This is a genomic window from Alteromonas sp. ABH4_457, assembly GCF_056160625.1.
On record NZ_JBSWXN010000005.1, the window covers coordinates 360,503 to 381,730 of the forward strand.

At 49.1% G+C, this 21,228-nt stretch carries 18 protein-coding genes; 10 read left to right on the forward strand and 8 right to left on the reverse strand.

Translation table 11 applies throughout. The features are described 5' to 3' along the window. Positions 1-87 precede the first annotated feature (87 nt). Positions 88-930 carry a formate/nitrite transporter family protein gene (locus ACXAGR_RS14395; RefSeq protein WP_303575305.1) on the forward strand — a complete coding sequence of 281 codons (843 nt, stop codon included), beginning with the start codon at positions 88-90 and terminating at the stop codon, positions 928-930. Here ACXAGR_RS14395 and ACXAGR_RS14400 read toward each other — a convergent pair. The 3 genes from ACXAGR_RS14400 to ACXAGR_RS14410 are packed head-to-tail and all read right to left on the reverse strand — an operon-like array spanning position 927 to position 3,194. Then, positions 927-1,847 carry a ketopantoate reductase family protein gene (locus ACXAGR_RS14400; protein ID WP_474851084.1) on the reverse strand — a complete coding sequence of 307 codons (921 nt, stop codon included), beginning with the start codon at positions 1,845-1,847 and terminating at the stop codon, positions 927-929. The two genes, ACXAGR_RS14395 and ACXAGR_RS14400, sit on opposite strands and share 4 nt — an antisense overlap. Further along, complete coding sequence (locus ACXAGR_RS14405; protein ID WP_474851085.1) at positions 1,847-2,557, reverse strand: TIGR01621 family pseudouridine synthase; 711 nt, start codon at positions 2,555-2,557, stop codon at positions 1,847-1,849. Before ACXAGR_RS14405 ends, ACXAGR_RS14400 begins: the two co-directional genes overlap by 1 nt. Next, complete coding sequence (locus tag ACXAGR_RS14410) at positions 2,550-3,194, reverse strand: Hpt domain-containing protein (protein ID WP_474851086.1); 645 nt, start codon at positions 3,192-3,194, stop codon at positions 2,550-2,552. The genes ACXAGR_RS14405 and ACXAGR_RS14410 overlap by 8 nt, the downstream gene beginning before the upstream one ends. A 200-nt stretch (positions 3,195-3,394) precedes the next feature. Here ACXAGR_RS14410 and ACXAGR_RS14415 point away from each other — a divergent pair, with 200 nt between their 5' ends. The 4 genes from ACXAGR_RS14415 to ACXAGR_RS14430 all read left to right on the forward strand — a co-directional run bounded on the left by ACXAGR_RS14415 (position 3,395) and on the right by ACXAGR_RS14430 (position 9,154). Beyond that, a complete protein-coding gene (locus ACXAGR_RS14415) occupies positions 3,395-6,226 on the forward strand; it encodes a M16 family metallopeptidase (protein WP_474851169.1) in 2,832 nt (943 codons plus the stop codon). 66 nt (positions 6,227-6,292) lie between these two features. Beyond that, entirely contained in the window at positions 6,293-7,891 is a 1,599-nt protein-coding gene (gshA, locus tag ACXAGR_RS14420) for a glutamate--cysteine ligase (RefSeq protein WP_474851087.1), read from the forward strand. A gap of 160 nt (positions 7,892-8,051) precedes the next feature. Then, a complete protein-coding gene (locus ACXAGR_RS14425; RefSeq protein ID WP_181013666.1) occupies positions 8,052-8,645 on the forward strand; it encodes a transglycosylase SLT domain-containing protein in 594 nt (197 codons plus the stop codon). A 395-nt stretch (positions 8,646-9,040) separates the two neighbouring features. After that, positions 9,041-9,154 (forward strand): DUF3149 domain-containing protein, encoded by a 114-nt coding sequence (locus tag ACXAGR_RS14430; protein WP_442858453.1) that lies wholly within the window; start codon positions 9,041-9,043, stop codon positions 9,152-9,154. A gap of 4 nt (positions 9,155-9,158) precedes the next feature. On the opposite strand, the gene smrB is transcribed toward ACXAGR_RS14430, so the two are convergent. Continuing rightward, positions 9,159-9,725 carry an endonuclease SmrB gene (gene smrB, locus ACXAGR_RS14435; RefSeq protein WP_474851088.1) on the reverse strand — a complete coding sequence of 189 codons (567 nt, stop codon included), beginning with the start codon at positions 9,723-9,725 and terminating at the stop codon, positions 9,159-9,161. 124 nt (positions 9,726-9,849) lie between these two features. Here smrB and prmB point away from each other — a divergent pair, with 124 nt between their 5' ends. The 4 genes from prmB (at position 9,850) to ACXAGR_RS14455 (ending at position 14,618) form a co-directional block, all read left to right on the forward strand. After that, complete coding sequence (gene prmB / locus ACXAGR_RS14440) at positions 9,850-10,788, forward strand: 50S ribosomal protein L3 N(5)-glutamine methyltransferase (RefSeq protein ID WP_474851089.1); 939 nt, start codon at positions 9,850-9,852, stop codon at positions 10,786-10,788. Positions 10,789-10,793: 5 nt separating this feature from the next. Continuing rightward, on the forward strand, positions 10,794-11,897 hold the full coding sequence (gene aroC, locus ACXAGR_RS14445) for a chorismate synthase (protein WP_474851090.1): 1,104 nt from the start codon (positions 10,794-10,796) through the stop codon (positions 11,895-11,897). Between the two features lie 39 nt (positions 11,898-11,936). Then, the gene (locus ACXAGR_RS14450) at positions 11,937-13,112 is read left to right on the forward strand and encodes an MFS transporter (RefSeq protein WP_474851091.1); all 1,176 of its coding nucleotides are present in this window, start codon (positions 11,937-11,939) and stop codon (positions 13,110-13,112) included. A 171-nt stretch (positions 13,113-13,283) separates the two neighbouring features. After that, positions 13,284-14,618, forward strand: coding sequence for a serine hydrolase domain-containing protein (locus ACXAGR_RS14455; RefSeq protein ID WP_474851092.1), 1,335 nt, complete (start codon positions 13,284-13,286; stop codon positions 14,616-14,618). 66 nt (positions 14,619-14,684) lie between these two features. Here ACXAGR_RS14455 and ACXAGR_RS14460 read toward each other — a convergent pair whose 3' ends face one another. From ACXAGR_RS14460 to sodB, 4 genes are all read right to left on the reverse strand, one after another. Then, positions 14,685-16,205 (reverse strand): SpoVR family protein, encoded by a 1,521-nt coding sequence (locus ACXAGR_RS14460; RefSeq protein ID WP_303575295.1) that lies wholly within the window; start codon positions 16,203-16,205, stop codon positions 14,685-14,687. Position 16,206: 1 nt separating this feature from the next. After that, complete coding sequence (locus tag ACXAGR_RS14465) at positions 16,207-17,496, reverse strand: YeaH/YhbH family protein (protein ID WP_474851093.1); 1,290 nt, start codon at positions 17,494-17,496, stop codon at positions 16,207-16,209. A 60-nt stretch (positions 17,497-17,556) separates the two neighbouring features. After that, a complete protein-coding gene (locus ACXAGR_RS14470) occupies positions 17,557-19,479 on the reverse strand; it encodes a PrkA family serine protein kinase (RefSeq protein ID WP_119500670.1) in 1,923 nt (640 codons plus the stop codon). A gap of 234 nt (positions 19,480-19,713) precedes the next feature. Next, positions 19,714-20,298, reverse strand: coding sequence for a superoxide dismutase [Fe] (gene sodB, locus ACXAGR_RS14475; RefSeq protein WP_119500671.1), 585 nt, complete (start codon positions 20,296-20,298; stop codon positions 19,714-19,716). A 341-nt stretch (positions 20,299-20,639) separates the two neighbouring features. Between sodB and ACXAGR_RS14480 the strand changes: the two genes are divergently transcribed. Then, positions 20,640-20,990, forward strand: coding sequence for a Grx4 family monothiol glutaredoxin (locus tag ACXAGR_RS14480; protein ID WP_119500672.1), 351 nt, complete (start codon positions 20,640-20,642; stop codon positions 20,988-20,990). The last annotated feature ends 238 nt before the right edge of the window (positions 20,991-21,228 follow it).

Consider the following 21,228-nt stretch of genomic DNA (forward strand, 5'->3'; position numbering starts at 1 on the left):
TTATGTCTTTGATTCAATCGCTTTACTCCGGCCCGTCGTATCACTCGTAACAACACGTATTTAAGAACACTTTTGCAGGAGCCGGATATGACAGGGAAAGAGAAACACGAAGACGAGCGTCATGTTGACTCGCCGCTTACGAAGGAAGAAGAGCAGGATGTGCGTGATCACCAGAGTCTGAGTTCAGTTTCTCTGTATGCGGTAATTCACCGGGAGGGGCTTGAAGAGCTTGAGCGGCCGGGTATGTCGCTGTGGTGGTCCGGTGTGGCTGCCGGCATTGGCATATCAACCTCAGTACTTGCAGAGGGCATTCTGCATACGGTGTTTGAAGGTTCAGACTACCAGTTTGCGCTGGAGAACTTCGGGTATACCGTCGGTTTTGTTCTTGTGATCATGGGCCGTCTGCAACTGTTTACTGAAAATACTCTCACTGTCATTTTACCGCTGCTTAACCATCGCTCTCTTGCCATGCTTGGCTGCACCGCAAGGTTGTGGGCTATCGTGTTTGCCGCCAACATGGCGGGTACATTACTGGCCGCGACGTTAATGTATCAGTTACATACCGTGCCGGCGGAATACATTGAGGGGATGAACGCTATTTCAAGACATTATGTGGAGCTGGAATTCGGGCAGGCCTTTTCCTACGGGGTCATTTCAGGTTTCATTATTGCCGGTATTGTCTGGATGAAACCGTCGGTGCAGAGTGCGGCTTTCTTCGTCATCGTTATGTTTACTTATCTCATTGCTATGGGGAATTTCACCCACGTGATTGCCGGGTCTACGGAATTGTTCCTGCTTGCGATGCAGGGGGAAGTCACACTGTACCAACTCTGCTCGCTGATTTTTGCTACGCTGCTGGGGAATATTGCCGGCGGGACAGGGTTATTTGCCATGCTGGCTCACGGGCAGGTCGCCCACGAAATCGATTAAGCCGGAAAGCGGTCTGTCAGTGCATCAAACAAAGACTGATGAGCGGGAACCGGAATGTGATGCGCTGCAGCTTTCTGTAACAGGTATCCGGTAATCGCGCCGGTTTCCAGCGGGCGGCCGTGAGCAGCGTCCTGATGCATACTGGAGTAGTTAGCCGCTGTGGCCCCGGCAACCCGTAATACACGGTTTTTCACAACATCTGCACTTTCCTTGTAACCGCAAGCCTGCATGACCAGGCTGGTTTCGCGACATAACGATGAAATCACTGCGTCATATGCCGGCTCCAGAAGTTGCCCGTTGCGGATGTTATGCAGTGCCGTGAGCGGATTAATCACCAGATTGACAGACAACTTCTGCCAGAGAGCCAGGGCAATATTGTCGCAGCGTGTTACCGGCGGAAATGCCTGCTCAAGGATATGAAACACTTTTTCATCCGCACTGTCATTCCTGTTTTGTCCTGCTGCCGGGCCTGCCAGCGTTTCACCAAAACCGGTATGGCTCACAGCGTTCTGCTGACGCAGAGCGCCGTGGCTGGTGGTTGCCTGATAAAGTCTCACAGAAGGCAAAACAGAACGAAAGATCTCATCTCCCCCCATACCGTTTTGCAGCAGCAAGGCCGGCGTATTATTCGTGAAAAGGTGAGACCACTGTGTCAACGCTTCTTTCAGTTGATAAACCTTCACAGGAATAACAATCAGATCGAACAGGATATCCACCGGGCTGTCCGGAGTAATGATGGCGTCAGGCAAGGAAACCGTACTGTCATTTTGCAATGTCACCGTCTTTACGGTGGCCTGTTGTGCAACAGAACGGGGCTGTCTCACTGCACGGGTGACATCAAAACAGGCTTCCAGTGCCTTTGCAGCAAAGAGTGAACCTACAGCGCCGTTACCAATAACACAGAGCCTGACTGACATTACCGGTTCTTTATTTCCGGCAGGGTGAAAGATGGCCAGGGCAATGACCGGTTGTCCGGTTGTTCCGCAAGCCAGCCGGAAAATGCCTCAGAGACAAAGCGCGAGCCTTCCTCAGGCGTACAGGTGATGCTGAAATCCTCGCCGTTATAGCAAAAGTGTAATTGCCACGCGTGCAGATATACCCGGTCAGCCTCTTTGCCGCCATATAACGTGTCACCCAGAATAGGCGCACCCAGACTTTTCATGGCAACACGAATCTGATGGGTTTTCCCGGTAAGCGGTTTAACCAGCGCAATACGTCCGGTTTCAGCCCGGTGATAACTGAAGAACTGGGTGACAGCAGGGTTGTCGCGGGTTTTCATCAGCACATGCTGTCCACGGCGCCGGTTTTTCATATCACCGGCTATGGTGCCCTGTTTCTTCGCCGGTTTTCCCGAAAGGATGGCCAGATAATATTTCTGTATGTCACGACCGGCAAACAGTCCGCTTAACTGTGCGGCTGCAGAAGCATTACGGGCGATCAACAGACAGCCCGAAGTCACAGTATCGAGACGGTGACATAAGTAAAGCTGCTGTTCACCGGTGAGTGCCCGGACAGCATGTATCACGCCCAGCGCATCATCGTGCATAGGCAAGCCGACAGGTTTATGAATGACATAGAAGTCGGGATGTTCAAAACACATCCCGACAGAGGTTGCGGGGCTATCCACGGATCAGGTTCAGTGCGGTATCGTAATCAAGTTCGTCAATGGCATCGCGCAGGGTTTGTTGTAATGCCGGATCCGGCGTGGTAGCAGCCAGCCAGCTGTCCAGCTGATCCTGTGCAATAAATTCACTTTGTTCCAGCGCCTGAATAAAGGCCGCAGGCGCCTGACCGGTTTGCGGAGCAGAAGCCGGGGATTCAGCGGTACCGGTGGTGGCTACAGCAGGCTCACTGTCCTGTTGACCGGCTGCCGGCGCATTCATAGCGGCTTCTGCCGCTTGCAGGTCGTCAAGCAAAGTCGGGTTAGCCTGTAATGTTGCAATAGCGTCCAGGGTAACAACCATTGTTTGCTTGAGGGCAGGGAGGGAAGCCGGCACCGTTTCCTGCGCTTTCAGCTCGTTCTCTGTTTCTTTACAGGCCAGGTGAAGTTGGTTTATCCCCAGATTGCTCGACACCCCTTTGATGGTATGAATATACACTCTGGCTTCCTGCCAGTCACAGTTATCGAGTAAAGTTTGAAGTTTATCTGAGGCGTGCTGGTATTCGTCGGCAAACTTTTGCAAAAGTCGCAGAAACAGCGTTTTATTCCCACTTAACTGAGAAAGGCCAAATTCGAGATTGATTATCTTTTCGGCAGAATCCATACAGTCTCTCCAGGTGTTTACACCAGTGTATTTCATTAATAAATAAATTGATACAAAGGGGTTAAGGAGACCTGGGCTTTCTGAGCCAAATTCTGGTAGTCTCAGTAACAATCTGTATTCTGTTCCGGCACGACGGGGCAGACCTGTTTAAGACGGATTGTCTTAACAGTGACGAACTTACAATGAAAAAAGGAAGCCTGATGGCGTTATCTCTGGCCACAAAAGTTTTAGTGTGTGCGAGCGTTGCAGTGTCATTAAGCGGATGTCAGTCTCAGAAGCCTGCTGAGCAGACAACCGTTGCGGTGCAGGAGCAGCAAGTCCATATCCCCTACGAAAAATATATGCTGGATAACGGCCTCACCGTTATTTTGCATGAGGACCATTCCGATCCACTGGTACACGTGGATGTGACGTATCACGTAGGCAGTGCGCGGGAAGATGTCGGTAAATCCGGCTTTGCCCATTTCTTCGAACATATGATGTTCCAGGGCTCAGAGCATGTTGCTGATGAAGAACACTTCCGGATCATCACTGAAGCCGGCGGAACCCTGAACGGAACCACCAATACAGACCGGACCAACTACTTTGAAAGTGTACCGGCTAATCAGCTTGAAAAAGTACTGTGGCTTGAAGCCGACCGCATGGGCTTTTTGCTGCCGGCGGTAAATCAGACGAAGTTTGAGAACCAGCGCGATACCGTGAAAAATGAGCGGGCGCAGCGGGTGGATAATCAACCCTACGGATTGCGTTCTGAGAAAAATGGCGAGGCCCTGTATCCGGCAGGCCATCCCTATTCCTGGTCTACCATCGGTTATGTGGAAGATCTCGACCGTGTTGATGTAAACGATCTGAAAGCCTTCTTTAAGCGCTGGTATGGCCCCAACAATGCCGTGTTGACCATTGGTGGCGACATAGATGTTGCGCAGACCAGAGCGTGGGTGGAAAAATATTTTGGCCCGGTGCCCCGTGGTCCTGAGGTGGCAGATCCTGAACCTCAGCCGGTAACCCTGACGGAAGACCGGTACGTGACGGTAGAAGACAAAGTGCATCTGCCTTTACTGCAAATTACGTTTCCAACGGTTTACGCCAGACACCCTGATGAAGCGCCCCTTGATGTACTCGCTGACATTCTCGGCGGCGGTAAAGCATCGCTGTTCTATAAAAACCTGGTGAAAGAAGGCGTCGCGGTTCAGGCGGGTGTTTCTCACCCCTGTCGTGAACTGGCCTGCGAGTTTCAGTTACTGGCACTGGCGAACCCGCAGAAGGTAGAAAAGCTTGCTACGCTGAACACGCTGGTTGATGAAACACTGACAGAGTTTGAAACCCGCGGCGTTAATGAAGATGATCTTCAGCGCACCAAAGCCGGAATTGAAGCATCAACCATTTTCGGTCTGCAAAGTGTATCGGGCAAAGTCAGTGCTCTGTCCGGCGGGGAAACCTTTTACGGTCAACCTGACCTGGTTCAGGCCGATCTTGACCGTTACCGTAACGTGACAGCAGAAGATGTTATGCGGGTTTACCGTCAGTACATCAAAGGCAAGCATGCTGTGACCGTGTCTGTGGTACCTAAAGGGAATCCGGAAATGGCGGCTGCCCCGCAAAACTTCACGCTTCCGCCCCGTGATATTCCCGGAGCTGATGAGTCCGCCGGTGACGTGGTGACGGCGGAAATTAAAGATTCGTTTGACCGGACAGTGGTACCGGAAGCGGGTCCTGCGCCGACGGTGCATGTGCCTGAGTTCTGGAAAACCAAGCTTGCGCCGGGTATCGATATGCTTGGTGTAACCAGCGCAGAAACGCCAACGGTGACACTGACGCTGAATCTGGAAGGCGGCATGCTGCTCGACCCGCAGGATAAGGCCGGTCTGGCTTATCTCACGGCTGCGATGATGAATGAATCAACGGAGAATTACTCCAACGAAGCGTTATCAAATGAACTGGCGAAACTGGGCAGTTCGGTGAGCTTCAGCGCGTCAGGCCGTTACACCCAGGTGTCAGTATCGTCGCTGACAAAGAATCTGGATGAAACCATGGCACTGGTGCAGGAAAAGCTGTTTCATCCTGCATTCAATGAAGAGGATTTCAACCGGCTGAAAGCCCGCATGGCACAGAGTCTGCAGCAAAGTATGCGTAATCCGGATTACCTGGCAAACCGTGCAAAAGAAAAAGTGCTGTACGGAGAAGAAAACCGGGTAAGCCTGCCGGCCTCCGGTACCCTTGAAACGCTGGCTAATATCGAACTGGCTGACATTAAAGACTTCTACAGCAAGTACTACACGCCGTCCCATGCCACCATTGTGGCAGTCAGTGATTTAACGCAGATCCAGATGGCTTCTGCTTTATCTTTCCTGTCAACATGGCAGCCTGCGGACTACACCATTCCTGTGTTCAGCGATTTTCCTGAGTATGATAAAACACAGATCTTCGTTGTAGATAATCCTCAGGCCGTACAGTCGGTGGTATATCTGGTGAAACGGGCCCTGACCTTCGATGCAACCGGCGATTACTTTTTAGCACGATTGATGAATTTCCCGCTGGGCGGAGCATTTAACAGCCGTATTAACCTTAATTTGCGGGAAGATAAGGGATACACCTACGGCGCGTCCACGTCTTTCATTGGCGGTAAAACCTTAGGCTGGTTTGAAGCCCATGCAAATGTGACGGCGGCGAATACCGCTGACTCCATCAAAGAAATGATGAAAGAAATTAAGCTGTACAGAGAGCAGGGCATGACGGAAGAAGAACTCCGCTTCATGCAGAACGCCTTTACGCTCAGTGATGCGCTGGAATACGAAACGCCGAACAGCAAGGTAGCATTTCTGCGTCAACTGCTGGCCTACGATCTGGCAGACGATTACCGTGAAACCCAGACCAGCCTTATCAGGAATATGACAACAGACAGGTTGAATGCTGTGGCACAGCGGGAATTGAATTTGGATGAGATGCAAATTATTGTGGTAGGAGATGCTGAGGCACTGGCGACACAGCTTGCTACACTGGATTTGCCCGTTGTCCCGCTGTCACTGAATTAATTTTTATTGAAATTTGAGGGTTACGCCCCACATCGTGGTGCTGACCCTCCTCTATGGATGAATACATTGACCTCATCAGAGCCAACTTTCTCCCGTCGCCTTGCGGCGATGAACGCGACTGCGTTTTCAAGTGCACTAAAAGACATTAAACATGGCGTCGAACGTGAAGGCCTCCGTATACGGTCCAATGGCCGGCTGGCGGAAACAGCCCATCCTCAGGCTCTGGGTTCGGCACTGACCCACGAGTGTATCACTACCGACTTTTCTGAAGCCTTGCTGGAATTTATTACACCGCCGGTGGCAGACAGTCAGGTAACAGAAACCCAGCTAAGGGACATACACAAATTCGCCAGCGAAAATATGAACGGCGAAATGTTGTGGCCCATGAGCATGCCGTGTTTCATTGATGATGAAAATAAAATTCAGCTGGCTTATTACGGTGAATCTAACGTTGCACAAATGAAGCGCGTGTACCGTATGGGACTTAAAAATCGCTATGGCAGTATGATGCAGGCGATTTCCGGTGTGCATTTTAACTTTTCATTGCCGGATACATTCTGGCAGGCGTGGGCAGAACTCAACGGTGTAGAATACTCTCAGGATCAGGTTTCTGCTGATTATTTCTCGCTGATCCGTAATTACCGTCGTTTCTGCTGGTTATTGCCGTATCTGTACGGGGCATCGCCGGCGCTGTGTCAGTCCTTCCTGAAAGGGAAGCCGACGACGCTGAATTTTGAAAAAGTGGGTAAAGGTACGGTTTATCTACCTTATGCGACCTCTTTGCGTATGAGCGATCTGGGTTACACCAACTCAGAGCAGTCAGCTTTACAAATTTGCTATAACCACATCGATACCTATGTGGAAAAGCTTCGTAGTGCCATGTACACGCCGTCTTCACGGTTCGGCCAGTTTGCCGCCGGTGAGGGCGGGCATTTTCAGCAGTTATCTAAGAATATTCTGCAGATTGAAAATGAACTGTATTCTCCCATTCGTCCCAAGCAGCCCACGCGTTCCATGGAAAAACCTACCGATGCCCTTGTGCGCCGCGGTGTTAACTATGTGGAAGTGCGGGTACTGGATGTGAATCCTTTCTCGCCTGTGGGCATTGACAAAGGCCAGATGGATTTCCTCGATGTCTTCATGCTTTCTTGCCTGCTGACAGACAGCCCTGAAATGACGGCAGAGGAGCTCACCGTTTGCAGGGAGAATATGGATAAAGTGGTTCTGGAAGGACGTAATCCTGACCTGATGCTGGAAAACAAAGACGGCAGTGTTGCCTTCCGCGAATGGTGTGAAGGGCTGTTTGCTGTATTTGAGCAAACGGCAAAAGTGCTTGATAACGCCAACGGAACATCGGCTTACAGCGATGCTGTCAAAGCTGAGTGGCAAAAAGTACTTAATGCTGATGAAACGCCATCCGGTAAAATTCTGGCAACGTTGCTTGAAAATGATATGGATAACGGCGTACTGGGGCTTAATCTGGCTAAGCAGTACGCGGAAGCCTTTAAAGGCTATGAATATCTGCACTATGATTTGAAAGCATTTGAAAAAATGGCCGCTGATTCACTGGCTGCGCAGCACGCTGTTGAGGCGACGGATGAAGTACCTTTTGCAGATTTTATTGCCGGTTATTTCGCAGAACCGATGGCTACACGGGACAGCTGAAGCCTGAATTGACCTTGCCGGGGATAAAAAAATGCCTGGCAAGGGGGCCAGGCATAAGAATGTTCCAGGGAAACACACACATTTATTACCAGAACACTTATTAAGACAGCGGGCAGTGAGAAAGTTCAACAATTCACAACGATTTTTTGCAGGTGCCGGAATTGTACTACTTTTAAGTGGTATCACCGGTTGTGCCACGTCGCCTCCTCAGGACACCAGTAACATTTGCGAAATCTTTTACGAAAAAGAAGACTGGTATGATGCGGCCGCTGATGCCCGCGATAAATGGGGCGTGCCAATCCATGTTCCTATGGCAATCATGTATCAGGAAAGCTCATTCCGGCATGATGCACTGCCACCAAAAGATTATGTATTTTTTGGTCTTATTCCATGGGGGCGGGTCAGTTCCGCTTACGGATATTCTCAGGCTAAAACGGTTACCTGGTCTGACTATGTCAACGAAACCGGCAACAGCTGGGCGGACCGGGATGATTTTGATGACGCCATGGATTTCATGGGCTGGTTTATTTCCAAATCATATAAAATTAATGGTGTATCAAAGTGGGACGGCTATGCCCAGTACCTGAATTACCATGAAGGGTGGGGCGGGTATAAACGCCGTACCTACAACAGTAAGCCCTGGCTGAAAAAGGTGGCCGGAACGGTTAAAGCACGCTCATTGCGTTATGCTACCCAGTTAAAAACCTGCGAAGAAGACTTGCAGAAAAGCTGGTTTTGGAAACTGTTCACATAATGATGATGTGACTGCGTAAGGGGCTGGCATTCTTGGTGTGAAAGTACCGGACGCGGCAGTTTTTTCAATACGAAGGACTCAATACGAAGGTTACCGGGAGAGAAAAGAAGTAGGCAGGCGCACCACACACCTGCCTACAATCGACGCTAAGCCAAGACCGTTAATCACCCAACGTCGAACAGGCAGGATCAATATAGTGTAAATGATAATGATTTGCAATATCGTTTTGTGAATTTATTCATTTTTTTTTAAAAAAACCTTTTTGATCTGCATCACGGGTCTTATTTGCATCGACTGTTCCCATTGATTCAGATCACAGATTTACCTGTCGCAGCCATGCACACTAGCACTGTAAAAAGTTATCAATGTTAGGGAGTAATCTGATGTGGCTAACCATGCTTAAAGACCCTGTAGTATGGGGTTCACTTCTGGGTATTTTTATCGTTGTTTTGATGATGTGTTATTACACGTGGCTGTTTATGCACAACAGCGCGGGACCGGATAAATAGTTTGTTATTGTTTACTGAGGCCCGGATCAACGGTTTCGATAAGCACCAGTAACGCGCCTTGCCCGCCATACTCCAGGGGAGCCTGGTGAAACGCTTTGACATGGGGGTGTTGAACCAGGTAGTGAGGCAAGGCGTTTTTTAGTACGCCGGAACCGATGCCATGCACAATGGCAACACAGTCAATAAGCTCCTTGCGCGCGGTGTAAATGAGTGCGGATAATTCCAGCTTCACGTTTTCGCGGTTCAGACCGTGTAAATCCAGTACCAGCTCAGGATAGAAATCCCCCCGCCGTAATCGCTTCAAACTGTGTGTCGGTTCATTTTCGCGGCAATACCGCATGGGGCCCTGATGGGGCAGGCTGGCCTGATAGACATCTGAAAAGGCAAAACTGGCATCCAGCAGCTTTTGCTGACGGCTGTCCGGGCGGGTGGCGGAATGCAGGCGCTTCGCCGGCACATGACGGCGTTTATGCACAATTTTGTCCTGTGAGAGCGGCTTTATACCACTTACCGCTTCCCGGAATAATGACATGTCATTGTCGTCGTCTTCCGGTTTCCACTGATCAGCCAACCATTTTCTCCTGTCTGTTTTAACCTGTGTTCATCTGCACGTCTGTTATCGCGCAATTTGTGTTGGGTGTCATTGCGAGTTTCGGTATGATACCAGCTTTATTTCTGGCGATGTACCACACTCCATGACCGATAAGATTTATTTAGACGAAGCCATCCGTGAACTGCACACCATGCTGGACATGGTGAGATGGTCTGTGAGCCGTTTTAACGATGCACACCTGTACTACGGGCATGGCACTGATAACAGCTGGGATGAAGCTGTTAGCCTGGTAATGCATGCTCTGCATTTGCCACAGGATATTACATCGCAAACCGGTGACGGCTTATTTTCAGCCCGTCTTACCACTTCAGAAAAAGAGAAAGTTGCAGATTTAGTCTTAAAGCGGGTACAAACACGCATGCCGTTGCCGTATATTACCGGTGAGGCATGGTTCTGCGACATGCCTTTTTACGTTGACGAAAGAGTGTTGATCCCCCGTTCACCGTTTGCCGAATTGATCAAAGACCGCTTTTCCGCTTATCTGTCATCTGAGCCGGCCAGTATTCTGGACATGTGTACAGGTGGGGGTTGTATTGCTATTGCGCTGGCCCATACATTTCCTGAAGCTCAGGTGGATGCTGTGGATATTTCCCACGACGCCCTGGAAGTGGCAGATTTCAATATTCAGGAACATCAGTTGGGCGACCGTGTTTTCCCCATTCATTCAGACTTATTTACCAGTCTGGAAGGGCAGCGGTACGACTTAATCGTGTCGAACCCGCCTTATGTCGATGAAGAAGACATGAATGATTTGCCGGACGAATATCAGCATGAGCCTGAATTAGCCCTTGCGGCAGGAGAAGATGGTCTGGATCTGGTTGAGCAGATGCTGAAGCAGGCACCGGTGTATTTAAAAGAAAATGGCTGGATGCTGGTGGAAGTCGGCAACAGTCAGGTGCATATGGCTGAACGTTTTGCCGGGTTAAACGTGGAATGGGTAGCACTTCAACACGGCGGACACGGTATTTTTGCCGTCTCCCGTGCGTCTTTGGTTTCATATCTTAACGGGAAGGAAAGTTAATACAGATGTCTGGTAATAGCTTTGGAAAATTATTCACTGTCACCACATTCGGTGAAAGCCACGGGATTGCAATAGGTGGCGTGGTTGATGGCTGTCCTCCGGGACTGGAAATCTCAGAAGCCGATCTGCAGATTGATTTAGATCGCAGAAAACCCGGCACTTCCCGTTACACCACCGCCCGCCGGGAAGGTGATGAGGTACAAATTTTATCGGGTGTGTTTGAAGGTAAAACCACCGGTACCAGCATTGGCCTGTTGATCCAGAATACCGATCAGCGCAGTGGTGACTATTCCAATATCAAAGACCGTTTCCGTCCCGGTCATGCGGATTACACCTATCATCAAAAATACGGCACGCGGGACTACCGTGGTGGTGGCCGCTCTTCTGCCCGTGAAACAGCTATTCGTGTTGCGGCAGGCGGTATTGCCAAGAAATTCCTGAAAGAGAGCTGCGGCATCGAAATTCATGGCTATCTTTCCCAGCTTGGACCGGTAAAAGTGGAGACCGTTGATCACAGCGTGACAAACACCAATCCGTTTTTCTGTCCTGACGAAAGTAAGCTGGACGAATTAGACCAGTACATGCGTGACCTGAAAAAATCAGGCGACTCTATCGGTGCGAAAGTCTCGGTAGTGGCGACGGGAATGCCTGTAGGGTTAGGCGAGCCGGTTTTCGACCGTCTCGATGCTGACATTGCCAGTGCCATGATGGGCATCAACGCGGTGAAAGGCGTTGAGATTGGCGATGGTTTCGGTGTGATAGAACAAAAGGGCAGTGAGCACCGCGATACACTGACACCGGATGGCTTCAGCAGCAACCACGCCGGTGGTGTGCTGGGTGGCATTTCCAGTGGCCAGGATCTGGTTGTGCACATGGCGCTTAAGCCAACGTCCAGTATTTCAGTGCCCGGTAAAACCATTGATGTGGACGGCAACGAAATCGATATCGTGACGAAAGGTCGTCATGACCCGTGCGTAGGTATCCGTGCTGTACCTATTGCTGAAGCAATGCTGGCGATTGTGTTAATGGATCACGTGCTGCGCCACCGCGCACAGAATGCCGGTATCACGTCCGGCACCCCTGTCATTCCGGGCAACTCTGCGAAATAAGCGCCTCTCTTTGAACAATTCTAATCTGTGGTGCGTGTTATGAATGCTCATTCGCGCACCAATATCATTCTGCTTGCGGTTACCTACTGGTTGTATTTTGGTCAGCTTGGTGTACTCACGCCTTATTTAGGCATTTTTCTTGATGGCCGCGGGTTTACCTCGTCAGACATCGGTGAATTGTGGGCAGTGATTACCTTATCCCGTATTGTCGGTCCGTCTCTGTGGGCCAGTGTGGCGGACAAAACCGGTAAAGCGGTAAATGTTGTCCGCCTCGGCTGCCTGTTGTCTGTGGTGTGTTTTACATCTGTATTCTGGTTTAGCAGTTTCTGGGGACTCACGCTGGCTTTCGGGTTAATGATGATGTTCTGGACGGCGGTGTTGCCTCAACTTGAGGTGATCACCATTCAGTCAGTAAAACCCACCCGGATAAGTTATGGCCAGGTTCGTCTGTGGGGCAGTATCGGTTTTATAGTACTTACTGTGTCCACAGGAAAAGCGCTGGATATCTTTTCCTCAGAGGCGCCGGTGTATGCCAGTTTATTTGTGCTGACCGGGTTGTTTCTGACTTCTCTGTTTATTCGTCAGCCGGACAAAGTGCCGTCTAAGGATGAAGAAACCGGTACGCTGTGGCAAATTGCCCGCAACAGAACCTTTTTGTTATTTCTGGCCTCCGCCGCTTTATTGCAGGTAAGTTTTGGGGCTTATTACGGATTCTTCGCTCTGTACATGCGTGATCTCGATTACAGCGGTCAGCAAACCGGTATGCTCATCGCCATTGGCGTTGTGGCTGAAATCGGTATTTTCCTGATCGCCCGCAGACTGATTGCCAGAGTGGGTGTGTGGCAATTGTTATTGTGGTGTATGGTGTTAACAGCAGGCAGATGGTACGCGCTGGCGGCGTGGGCAGAGCACGGCGTGGTTGTGGTGATCAGTCAGCTTATTCATGCGCTCAGCTTTGGCCTGGCGCATGTTACTGCTATGCACTTCATCACGCATTTTTTCCCATCACGTTTCCAGAGTCGCGGTCAGGCCCTGTACGTCAGTATTGCTTTCGGTATGGGCGGAGCGCTGGGCAACTATGTGGCCGGTCAGCTGTGGGACCAGGGAGTTAATGCTTATCAAACCTTTGCCTTTGCTGCCGGTGCGGCATTCCTGGGCGCTGTTTGTCTGCTGTTCTGCCATCGTCCGACAATTAATACACAGGGCGCATCCTAGCGTCCCTGTGCTTTTTTGCTACTTTCCCCGTGGATGACAATTTGTTGCATTTAAAATAGCCATACACGTTGAAATACGTCTGCAAATCCGTCAGTGTAGATTGCACTTGGCGGTGAATTCTGTGTCATTCTGACTTTTATCATCGCCGTATTTTCTGGCAAGGGAGTGCATATGAAAAGGTTTTTTGTTTTACTGCTGGCTTTCGCTGCGTGGGGCGTTTGTGCACAGGATTTTGACAGTGCAAAACTGGACAAATACTTCGCGTTACTGGAAAAAGAAGACAAGGCGATGTTGAATGTGGCGATTGTTGATGGCGGTGAGCCCGTTTATCAACGCGCCATTGGTTTTGCTGATGTCGCCTCTGGCCGTAAAGCCGGAAGTGACACGCAGTATCGCGTGGGCTCGATCACCAAAGTGTTTACCGCAGTGATGATTTTTCAATTAATTGAAGAAGAAAAACTGAGCCTTGATACACCCCTCTCCACGTTCTTTCCTGATATTAAAAATGCCGGTGCTATCACTATCGGCATGTTGCTGAGTCATCGCAGCGGCCTGCACAATTTCACAAATTTACCGGCATACCGCACATACATGACATCTCCCCGAAGTAAGGCAGATATGTTGTCTGTATTTGAAGCGCTGGACGTTGATTTCCCGCCGGGTACAGACACCCGTTATTCTAATACTGGTTATGTTTTGCTGGGATACATCATAGAAGAGCTCGGGAGCGACAGTTATGCCAGCCAGCTGCAAAGCCGTATTGTCAAAAAGGCGGGACTAAAGCGGACGGCCTTCGGTGGCGCCATTGACGTTGAGCAGGATCAGGCTAATTCGTATTATTATGACGGTGGCTGGCAGCCGGCTACCGAAACAAACATGAGTGTGCCCCATGGAGCCGGTGCAGTTATTTCCACGCCCACAGACGTAGCGACGTTCCTGACGGCATTGTTTGAAGGCAAATTAGTATCATCGTCATCACTGGCTATGATGAAGAGGGTGCAGAAAGGGGTGGGCCACGGCTTGTTTCCGTTTCCTTTCTTTGAAAGAACCTTGTGGGGCCACAATGGCAGCATTGACGGCTTTGCCTCTCAGTCCGGCTATTTTGAGATGGGGAACGTAGCGTTTGCCTTAACTGCAAACGGCGTGAATTACACCCTGAATGAGATCAGTGTTGCGGTGCTGAGTATTTACTTCGGACTCCCATATGAGTTACCGGATTTTTCAAAAGAACCTGTGACCCTAAGTGAATCGCAACTGTTCACTTACGAGGGCACATACAGCTCGGATGCTATTCCTCTTAAAATCACGCTGACGGTTAAAGACGGGATATTAATGGCGCAAGCCACAGGCCAGAATGCCTTTCCGCTGACAGCGTTTTCACCAACGGAGTTTCAGTTTGAGCCTGCCGGTATTGTGATGATGTTCAAATCATCCGGTAAAGAAAATGAGAGGCCCGCCTTTGACTTATTGCAGGGCGGCGGGAAATATCCATTCGTCAGAGAGTAAGGTTCGCCGGGTATCTGCAGATTAAGCGCAGCAGGCAGACTTTCATCAGCCTGCTGCAGGCGCATATCAGGCGGCGTTAGCGGGGCGGGTGCAGCTGGCAATCACCTCAGCGCCTTCCGGTCCGTCCTGTTCTAAAAAAACATCAAATTTCCACAGACGGAATAGGTGCCGCATGACTTCCTCTTTCGATTCTGCCAGCGGAATACCCCGTTGCGGAATGTACCGCAGCGTCAGGGAGCGGTCGCCCCGGACATCTACGTTGTATACCTGAATATTGGGTTCCAGGTTACTCAGGTTGTACTGGGCGGACAATTTTTCACGGATCTTTAAATATCCCTGCTCATCGTGAATGGCGCTGACACTGACAAAATTATCACGTGCATCATCTTCAATGGCGAACAGCTTAAAGTCCCGTATGAGCTTGGGAGATAAAAACTGACTGATGAAACTCTCATCTTTGAAGTTATGCATGGCAAAATGCACCGTTTCAAGCCAGTCTTTTCCGGCAACATCCGGTAAGTAGTATTTATCCTCCGCCGTGGGGTTCTGGCACACTCGTTTGATGTCCATGAACATATTGAAACCCAGGGCATAAGGGTTAATACCGGAATAGTAAGGGCTGTTATATTCAGGCTGCATTACCACGCCGCTGTGGCTGTGCAGAAATTCCATCATAAAGCGGTCAGTGACCAGTCCTTCATCGTACATCTGATTCAGAATATGATAGTGCCAGAAGCAAGCCCAGCCTTCGTTCATTACCTGAGTTTGTTTTTGCGGATAAAAATACTGGGAGACTTTACGCACAATTCTCACCAGTTCCCGCTGCCAGGGCTCAAGCAGGGGGGCATTTTTCTCTATAAAATAAAGCAGGTTTTCCTGAGGTTCTGACGGAAAACGCTGTTGTTTCGGTTTTTCACTGGCGTGGGCGTCGGGCAGGGTACGCCACAGTTCATTTACCTGAGATTGCAGATATTTCTCCCGCTGCTCCTGTCTGGCCTGTTCTTCCTGCATGGATATTTTTTGCGGGCGTTTGTACCTGTCTACACCGTAATTCATCAGGGCGTGGCAGGAGTCCAGAATACTCTCTACTTCATCGGTGCCATAGCGTTGCTCGCATTTGGCGATGTAGTTTTTGGCAAACACCAGATAATCGATAATAGAACTGGCATCCGTCCACGTCTGGAACAGATAGTTGCCTTTAAAAAAGGAATTATGACCGTAACAGGCATGGGCCATGACCAGTGCCTGCATGGTGATGGTATTTTCTTCCATCAAATACGCAATGCAAGGGTCGGAATTGATAACAATTTCATAGGCCAGTCCCATCTGGCCGCGACGATAATTTTGCTCGGTTTGAATGAATTTTTTGCCAAAAGACCAGTGCGCATAATTAATGGGCATACCAATGCTGGCATAGGCATCCATCATTTGCTCAGCAGTAATGACCTCAATTTGATTCGGGTAAGTATCCAGTTTGAAATTTTTGGCGATACGATCGATATGGCTTTCGTACTGCTCAAGCATATCGAAAGTCCAGTCCGGACCGTCACTCAAAGGGGTCTTAGCCCGCTTCGTCGTTTTTGCCATACTATCCTCCCGGGGCTGCTTCCTGTTCCGACTTTTTAAAGAGTTCGCGGAATACAGGGAAAATATCGCTGACACTCTGAATGTGTTTGCAGACAAAGTTATCGCAACTGTTCTCGACCTGCTGGTATTCCCGCCACAGGCTCTGATGTTGCCGTTCTGTTATTTCGATATAAGCAAAATAGCGGGTTGCCGGTAGCAACTCCTTCATGAGTATTTGTTTGCATTGCGGCGAATCATCGGCCCAGTTATCACCATCCGATGCCTGTGCAGCATAGATATTCCAGTCGCTCTCTGTATACCGCTCTTTGATGATTTCATCCATAAGCTTCAGCGCGCTGGACACAATGGTACCGCCGGTTTCCTGTGAGTAGAAAAACTCCTGTTCGTCGACTTCTTTGGCCTGAGTGTGATGACGGATGTACACCACTTCAACGTTCTCATAGGTGCGGGTAAGAAACAGGTACAGCAAAATGTAAAACCGTTTTGCCATGTCCTTGGTTGCCTGATCCATTGAGCCGGACACATCCATCAGGCAAAACATTACCGCCTTGCTGGTGGGCACCGGGCGGCGGTCATAGTTTTTGAAGCGTAAATCAAACGTATCAATAAATGGCACTCTGGCAATTTTTTGTTTCAACGCTGTTATTTCTTTTTCAAGCTCCATGATAGCCAGCGCATTATCATGCTTGTCAGCTTTCAGGGCCTCAAGTTGTGCTGCCTTCTCGCGGAGTTTTTTCCGGTCACTGCCGGTCAGCGCGATTCGTCTTGCAACTGACCCTTTCAGCGAACGGACAATGTCGAGGTTACTGGGAACGCCATCAGTCTGATAGCCGGCACGGTAGGTTTCGTACTGTACCACCTTATCAAACTGATTCTTTTTGAGGTTGGGAAGGGCGAGATCGTCAAATAACAAATCAAGGTATTCATCTTTGGAAATTGAGAATACAAATTCGTCCTGGCCTTCGCCACTGTCACTGGCATCACCTTCGCCCTGTCCTTGTCCGCCGCCCCCGCCGGGAGGACGTTCAATTTTGTCCCCGGCCGTGAACTGATCGTTGCCGGGGTGAACGATGGTGCGCTGGCCGCCCTGGCCGGTATGAAATACCGGCTCTTTGATGTCACGTGCGGGAATACTGATCTGCTCGCCGGTCTCCAAATCGGTGACTGAACGCTGGCCGACCGCATCGGATACCGCCCGCTTTATTTGCTGCTTGTAGCGGCGTAAAAAGCGTTGACGGTTTACCGTGCTCTTTCCCTTACTGTTTAACCTTCGGTCGATAAAATGCGCCATAGATACCTACTATTTGGTTGCAACAACAATGCGTGAGTCTGGTTTGCCTGAAGCGACAAATCAGGACGCTTTGCGTACCCGCAGATACCATTCGCACAGCAATCTGACTTGTTTGGAGGTATAACCTTTCTCCACCATACGGTTAACGAAGTCATCATGTTTTTTCTTATCTTCAGTGGAGCCTTTAGTGTTAAAAGAAATCACTGGCAATAAGTCTTCTGTGTTGGAGAACATTTTCTTCTCAATCACAGTGCGTAGTTTTTCATAGCTCGTCCATGCAGGATTTTTGCCCCCGTTATTAGCACGGGCCCGCAACACAAAGTTCACGATTTCGTTGCGGAAATCCTTAGGGTTACTGATACCCGCCGGCTTTTCTGTTTTCTCCAGTTCGGCATTCAGTGAGCTGCGGTCAAACAGTTGACCGGTTTCCGGATCGCGGTATTCCTGATCCTGAATCCAGAAGTCAGCATAAGTGACATATCGGTCAAACAGGTTCTGGCCGTATTCAGAATAAGACTCCAGATAGGCTGTCTGAATTTCTTTGCCGATGAATTCCACATAGCGGGGAATAAGGTAGCCCTTCAGATATTCGCGGTATCTGTCCGCCGTATCCTGAGGGAACTGCTCACGCTCAATTTGCCGCTCAAGCACATAGAAAAGGTGTACCGGGTTTGCCGCCACTTCCTGATGGTCGAAATTGAACACCCGTGACAAAATCTTAAAGGCGAAACGGGTGGAAAGCCCTTCCATACCTTCATCAACGCCGGCGTAATCACGGTATTCCTGATAAGACTTGGCTTTCGGATCGGTGTCTTTGAGGCTTTCACCATCGTAAACCCGCATTTTAGAGTAGACACTGGAGTTTTCAGGCTCTTTAAGACGGGACAATACTGTGAACTGCGCCAGACATTCCAGCGTGTCAGGAGCACAGGGCGCACCGCTGAGCTCACTGCTGTCGAGCAGCTTGCGGTATATCCGCATCTCTTCTGATACCCGTAAACAGTAGGGCACTTTTACAATATATACGCGGTCGAGAAATGCCTCGTTGTTCTTGTTATTGCGGAAAGATTGCCACTCGGATTCATTGGAGTGAGCCAGGATCAGGCCGTCAAAGGGCAGGGCAGAAAACCCTTCTGTCGGGTTATAGTTGCCTTCTTGTGTGGCCGTCAGTAGCGGGTGCAGCACCTTAATTGGCGCTTTAAACATTTCCACAAATTCCATCAGGCCCTGATTGGCCTTACACAAAGAACCGGAATAGCTGTAAGCATCCGGATCGTTCTGAGCGAATTGTTCCAGGCGGCGGATATCCACCTTGCCCACCAGTGATGAAATATCCTGATTGTTTTCGTCTCCGGGTTCCGTTTTAGCAATACCCACCTGGTCGAGCACAGACGGATAAACCCGTACTACTTTGAATTTAGAAATGTCGCCACCGAATTCATGCAGCCGTTTGCGGGCCCATGGTGACATAATAGTTTTAAGGTAGCGTTTTGGAATACCGTATTCTTTCTCCAGAATATTGCCATCTTCGGCAAGGTCGAACAGTGAAAACGGATGGTCGTTGGTCGGTGAGCCTTTCAGCATGTAAATCGGTACTTTTTGCATCAGCTCTTTAAGCCGCTCTGCAAGAGAGGATTTACCGCCCCCGACGGGACCAAGCAGATATAAGATTTGTTTCTTTTCTTCCAGGCCCTGAGCAGCATGCTTAAGATAAGAGACAATTTGCTCTATCGCTTCTTCCATACCGTAAAACTCATGGAAGGCCGGATAGCGTGCAATGACCCTGTTCGAAAAAATGCGGCTGAGTGCCGGGTCAGTAGAGGTGTCGACCATTTCAGGCTCGCCTATTGCCTGTAACAACCTTTCTGCGGAGTTCGCATAGGCTGTCGGGTCGCTTTTACAGATATCCAGAAATTCCTGGATGGTGAATTCTTCTTGTTGGCGCTCTTCGTAACGTTGCTGGTAATGCTCGAAAATACCCATAGATTTCCCCAAAAAACGGATTCCCGTCTTTACAGCTTAGTCCTCTTTGGCAACTTTAAAAGGAAATTTTCAGGATATTTGGTAATAAACGCTCAATAATTAGTCTAATAAAAGAATGAACCTTTTCGAATAGATTTTGTCTTTAATGCCAGTCAGTTGACGTTAAATTTGTGTAACAAAAAACCCGCAAGCGATTGCGGGTTTTTTTATTTGGATTCAGCTTTCGCTCAGCAATTACTTCGCGAAGTTTTCGTTCGCGAATTCCCAGTTAACCAGTTTCCAGAAGTTTTCCAGATACTTAGGGCGGGCATTGCGGTAGTCGATGTAGTAAGCGTGTTCCCACAGGTCAACTGTCAGTAGTGGCGTTACACCTTCTTCAGTGATAGGCGTACCTGCGTTGCTGGTGTTTACGATGTCCAGAGAGCCATCAGCAGTTTTCACTAACCAGGTCCAGCTCGAACCGAAGTTATTTACTGCTTTATCGTCGAATGCAGCCTGGAAGTCTTCAAATGAGCCCCATTTTGCTTTAATCGCTTCAGCAACAGAACCAGTGGCTTCACCGCCACCATTTGGGCTCAGGCAGTGCCAGTAGAACGTGTGGTTCCAGATTTGAGCTGCGTTGTTGAAAACACCGCCTTCTGAAGTTTTGATGATTTCTTCTAAATCTTTGCTTTCCAGGTCTGTGCCTTCCACTAAACCGTTCAGTTTAGTTACGTAGGTGGCGTGGTGCTTACCGTAGTGGTATTCCAGCGTCTCTGCTGAAATGTGCGGTTCAAGTGCATTTTTTTCGTACGGCAGTGGTGGTAGTTCAAACGCCATTTGAATTCTCCATTCTTTTCAATGTATTAACGTCGATATTCCCACTTTGTTCACAACATGGGCGCGGGAAAACGACAACGGTCAAAGCTGTATACAGATATAAGGGCAGATTTTGATAACTCAATGACAAATTTATGCATTTTTAGTGGTGCAATGCAAAAAAATCATCATCTGATTTGCCAAAAATAGTGATACTCACTGTTAAGGTTAACAGGCCATTTCAGATCACATTAATGAAAAGATAGTCATGCTATGACAGAAAAACCGCTTTCAGCCCTTGAATCCGGCGTTAAGATACCCATAATGCACTGAACGTATCTCCCACCACCAGAGAGGATCGGATGGAAAACAGTACCGAATCAACCGTAGACAGAATTAAGCAGCAAATTGGCGAAAACCCAATTCTTTTATACATGAAGGGTTCTCCTAAACTGCCTAGTTGTGGTTTTTCTGCACAAGCCGTACAGGCGCTGATGTCATGTGGTGAACCATTTGCATATGTGGATATTCTGCAAAATCCGGATATCCGTGCGGAATTACCTAAATACGCTAACTGGCCAACTTTCCCACAATTATGGGTAGATGGCGAACTGGTTGGCGGTTGTGACATCATTATCGAAATGTTCCAGCAAAATGAATTGCAACCTTTGATCAAAGACACTGCTGCAAAGTATAAAACTGAAGAAGAATAATCCGGTTTTCAGAGTCTGAAAAAAGTTAAAAAAATACCCGGCATTTGCCGGGTTTTTTGTGTCAGAAAAACACAATACGGTCGAAAGGGAGATAACCAAAAATTGTATATAAATTATCCGGATCGGGCTGGTTTTCACTGCGCTTAAACCCCGCCAATATTGTAATAGACAGGTCAGAAAACAAAATCCTCCATCACTTTAAAAAATATTTTTAATTTGGCTAAAAAGGTTTGTTTTC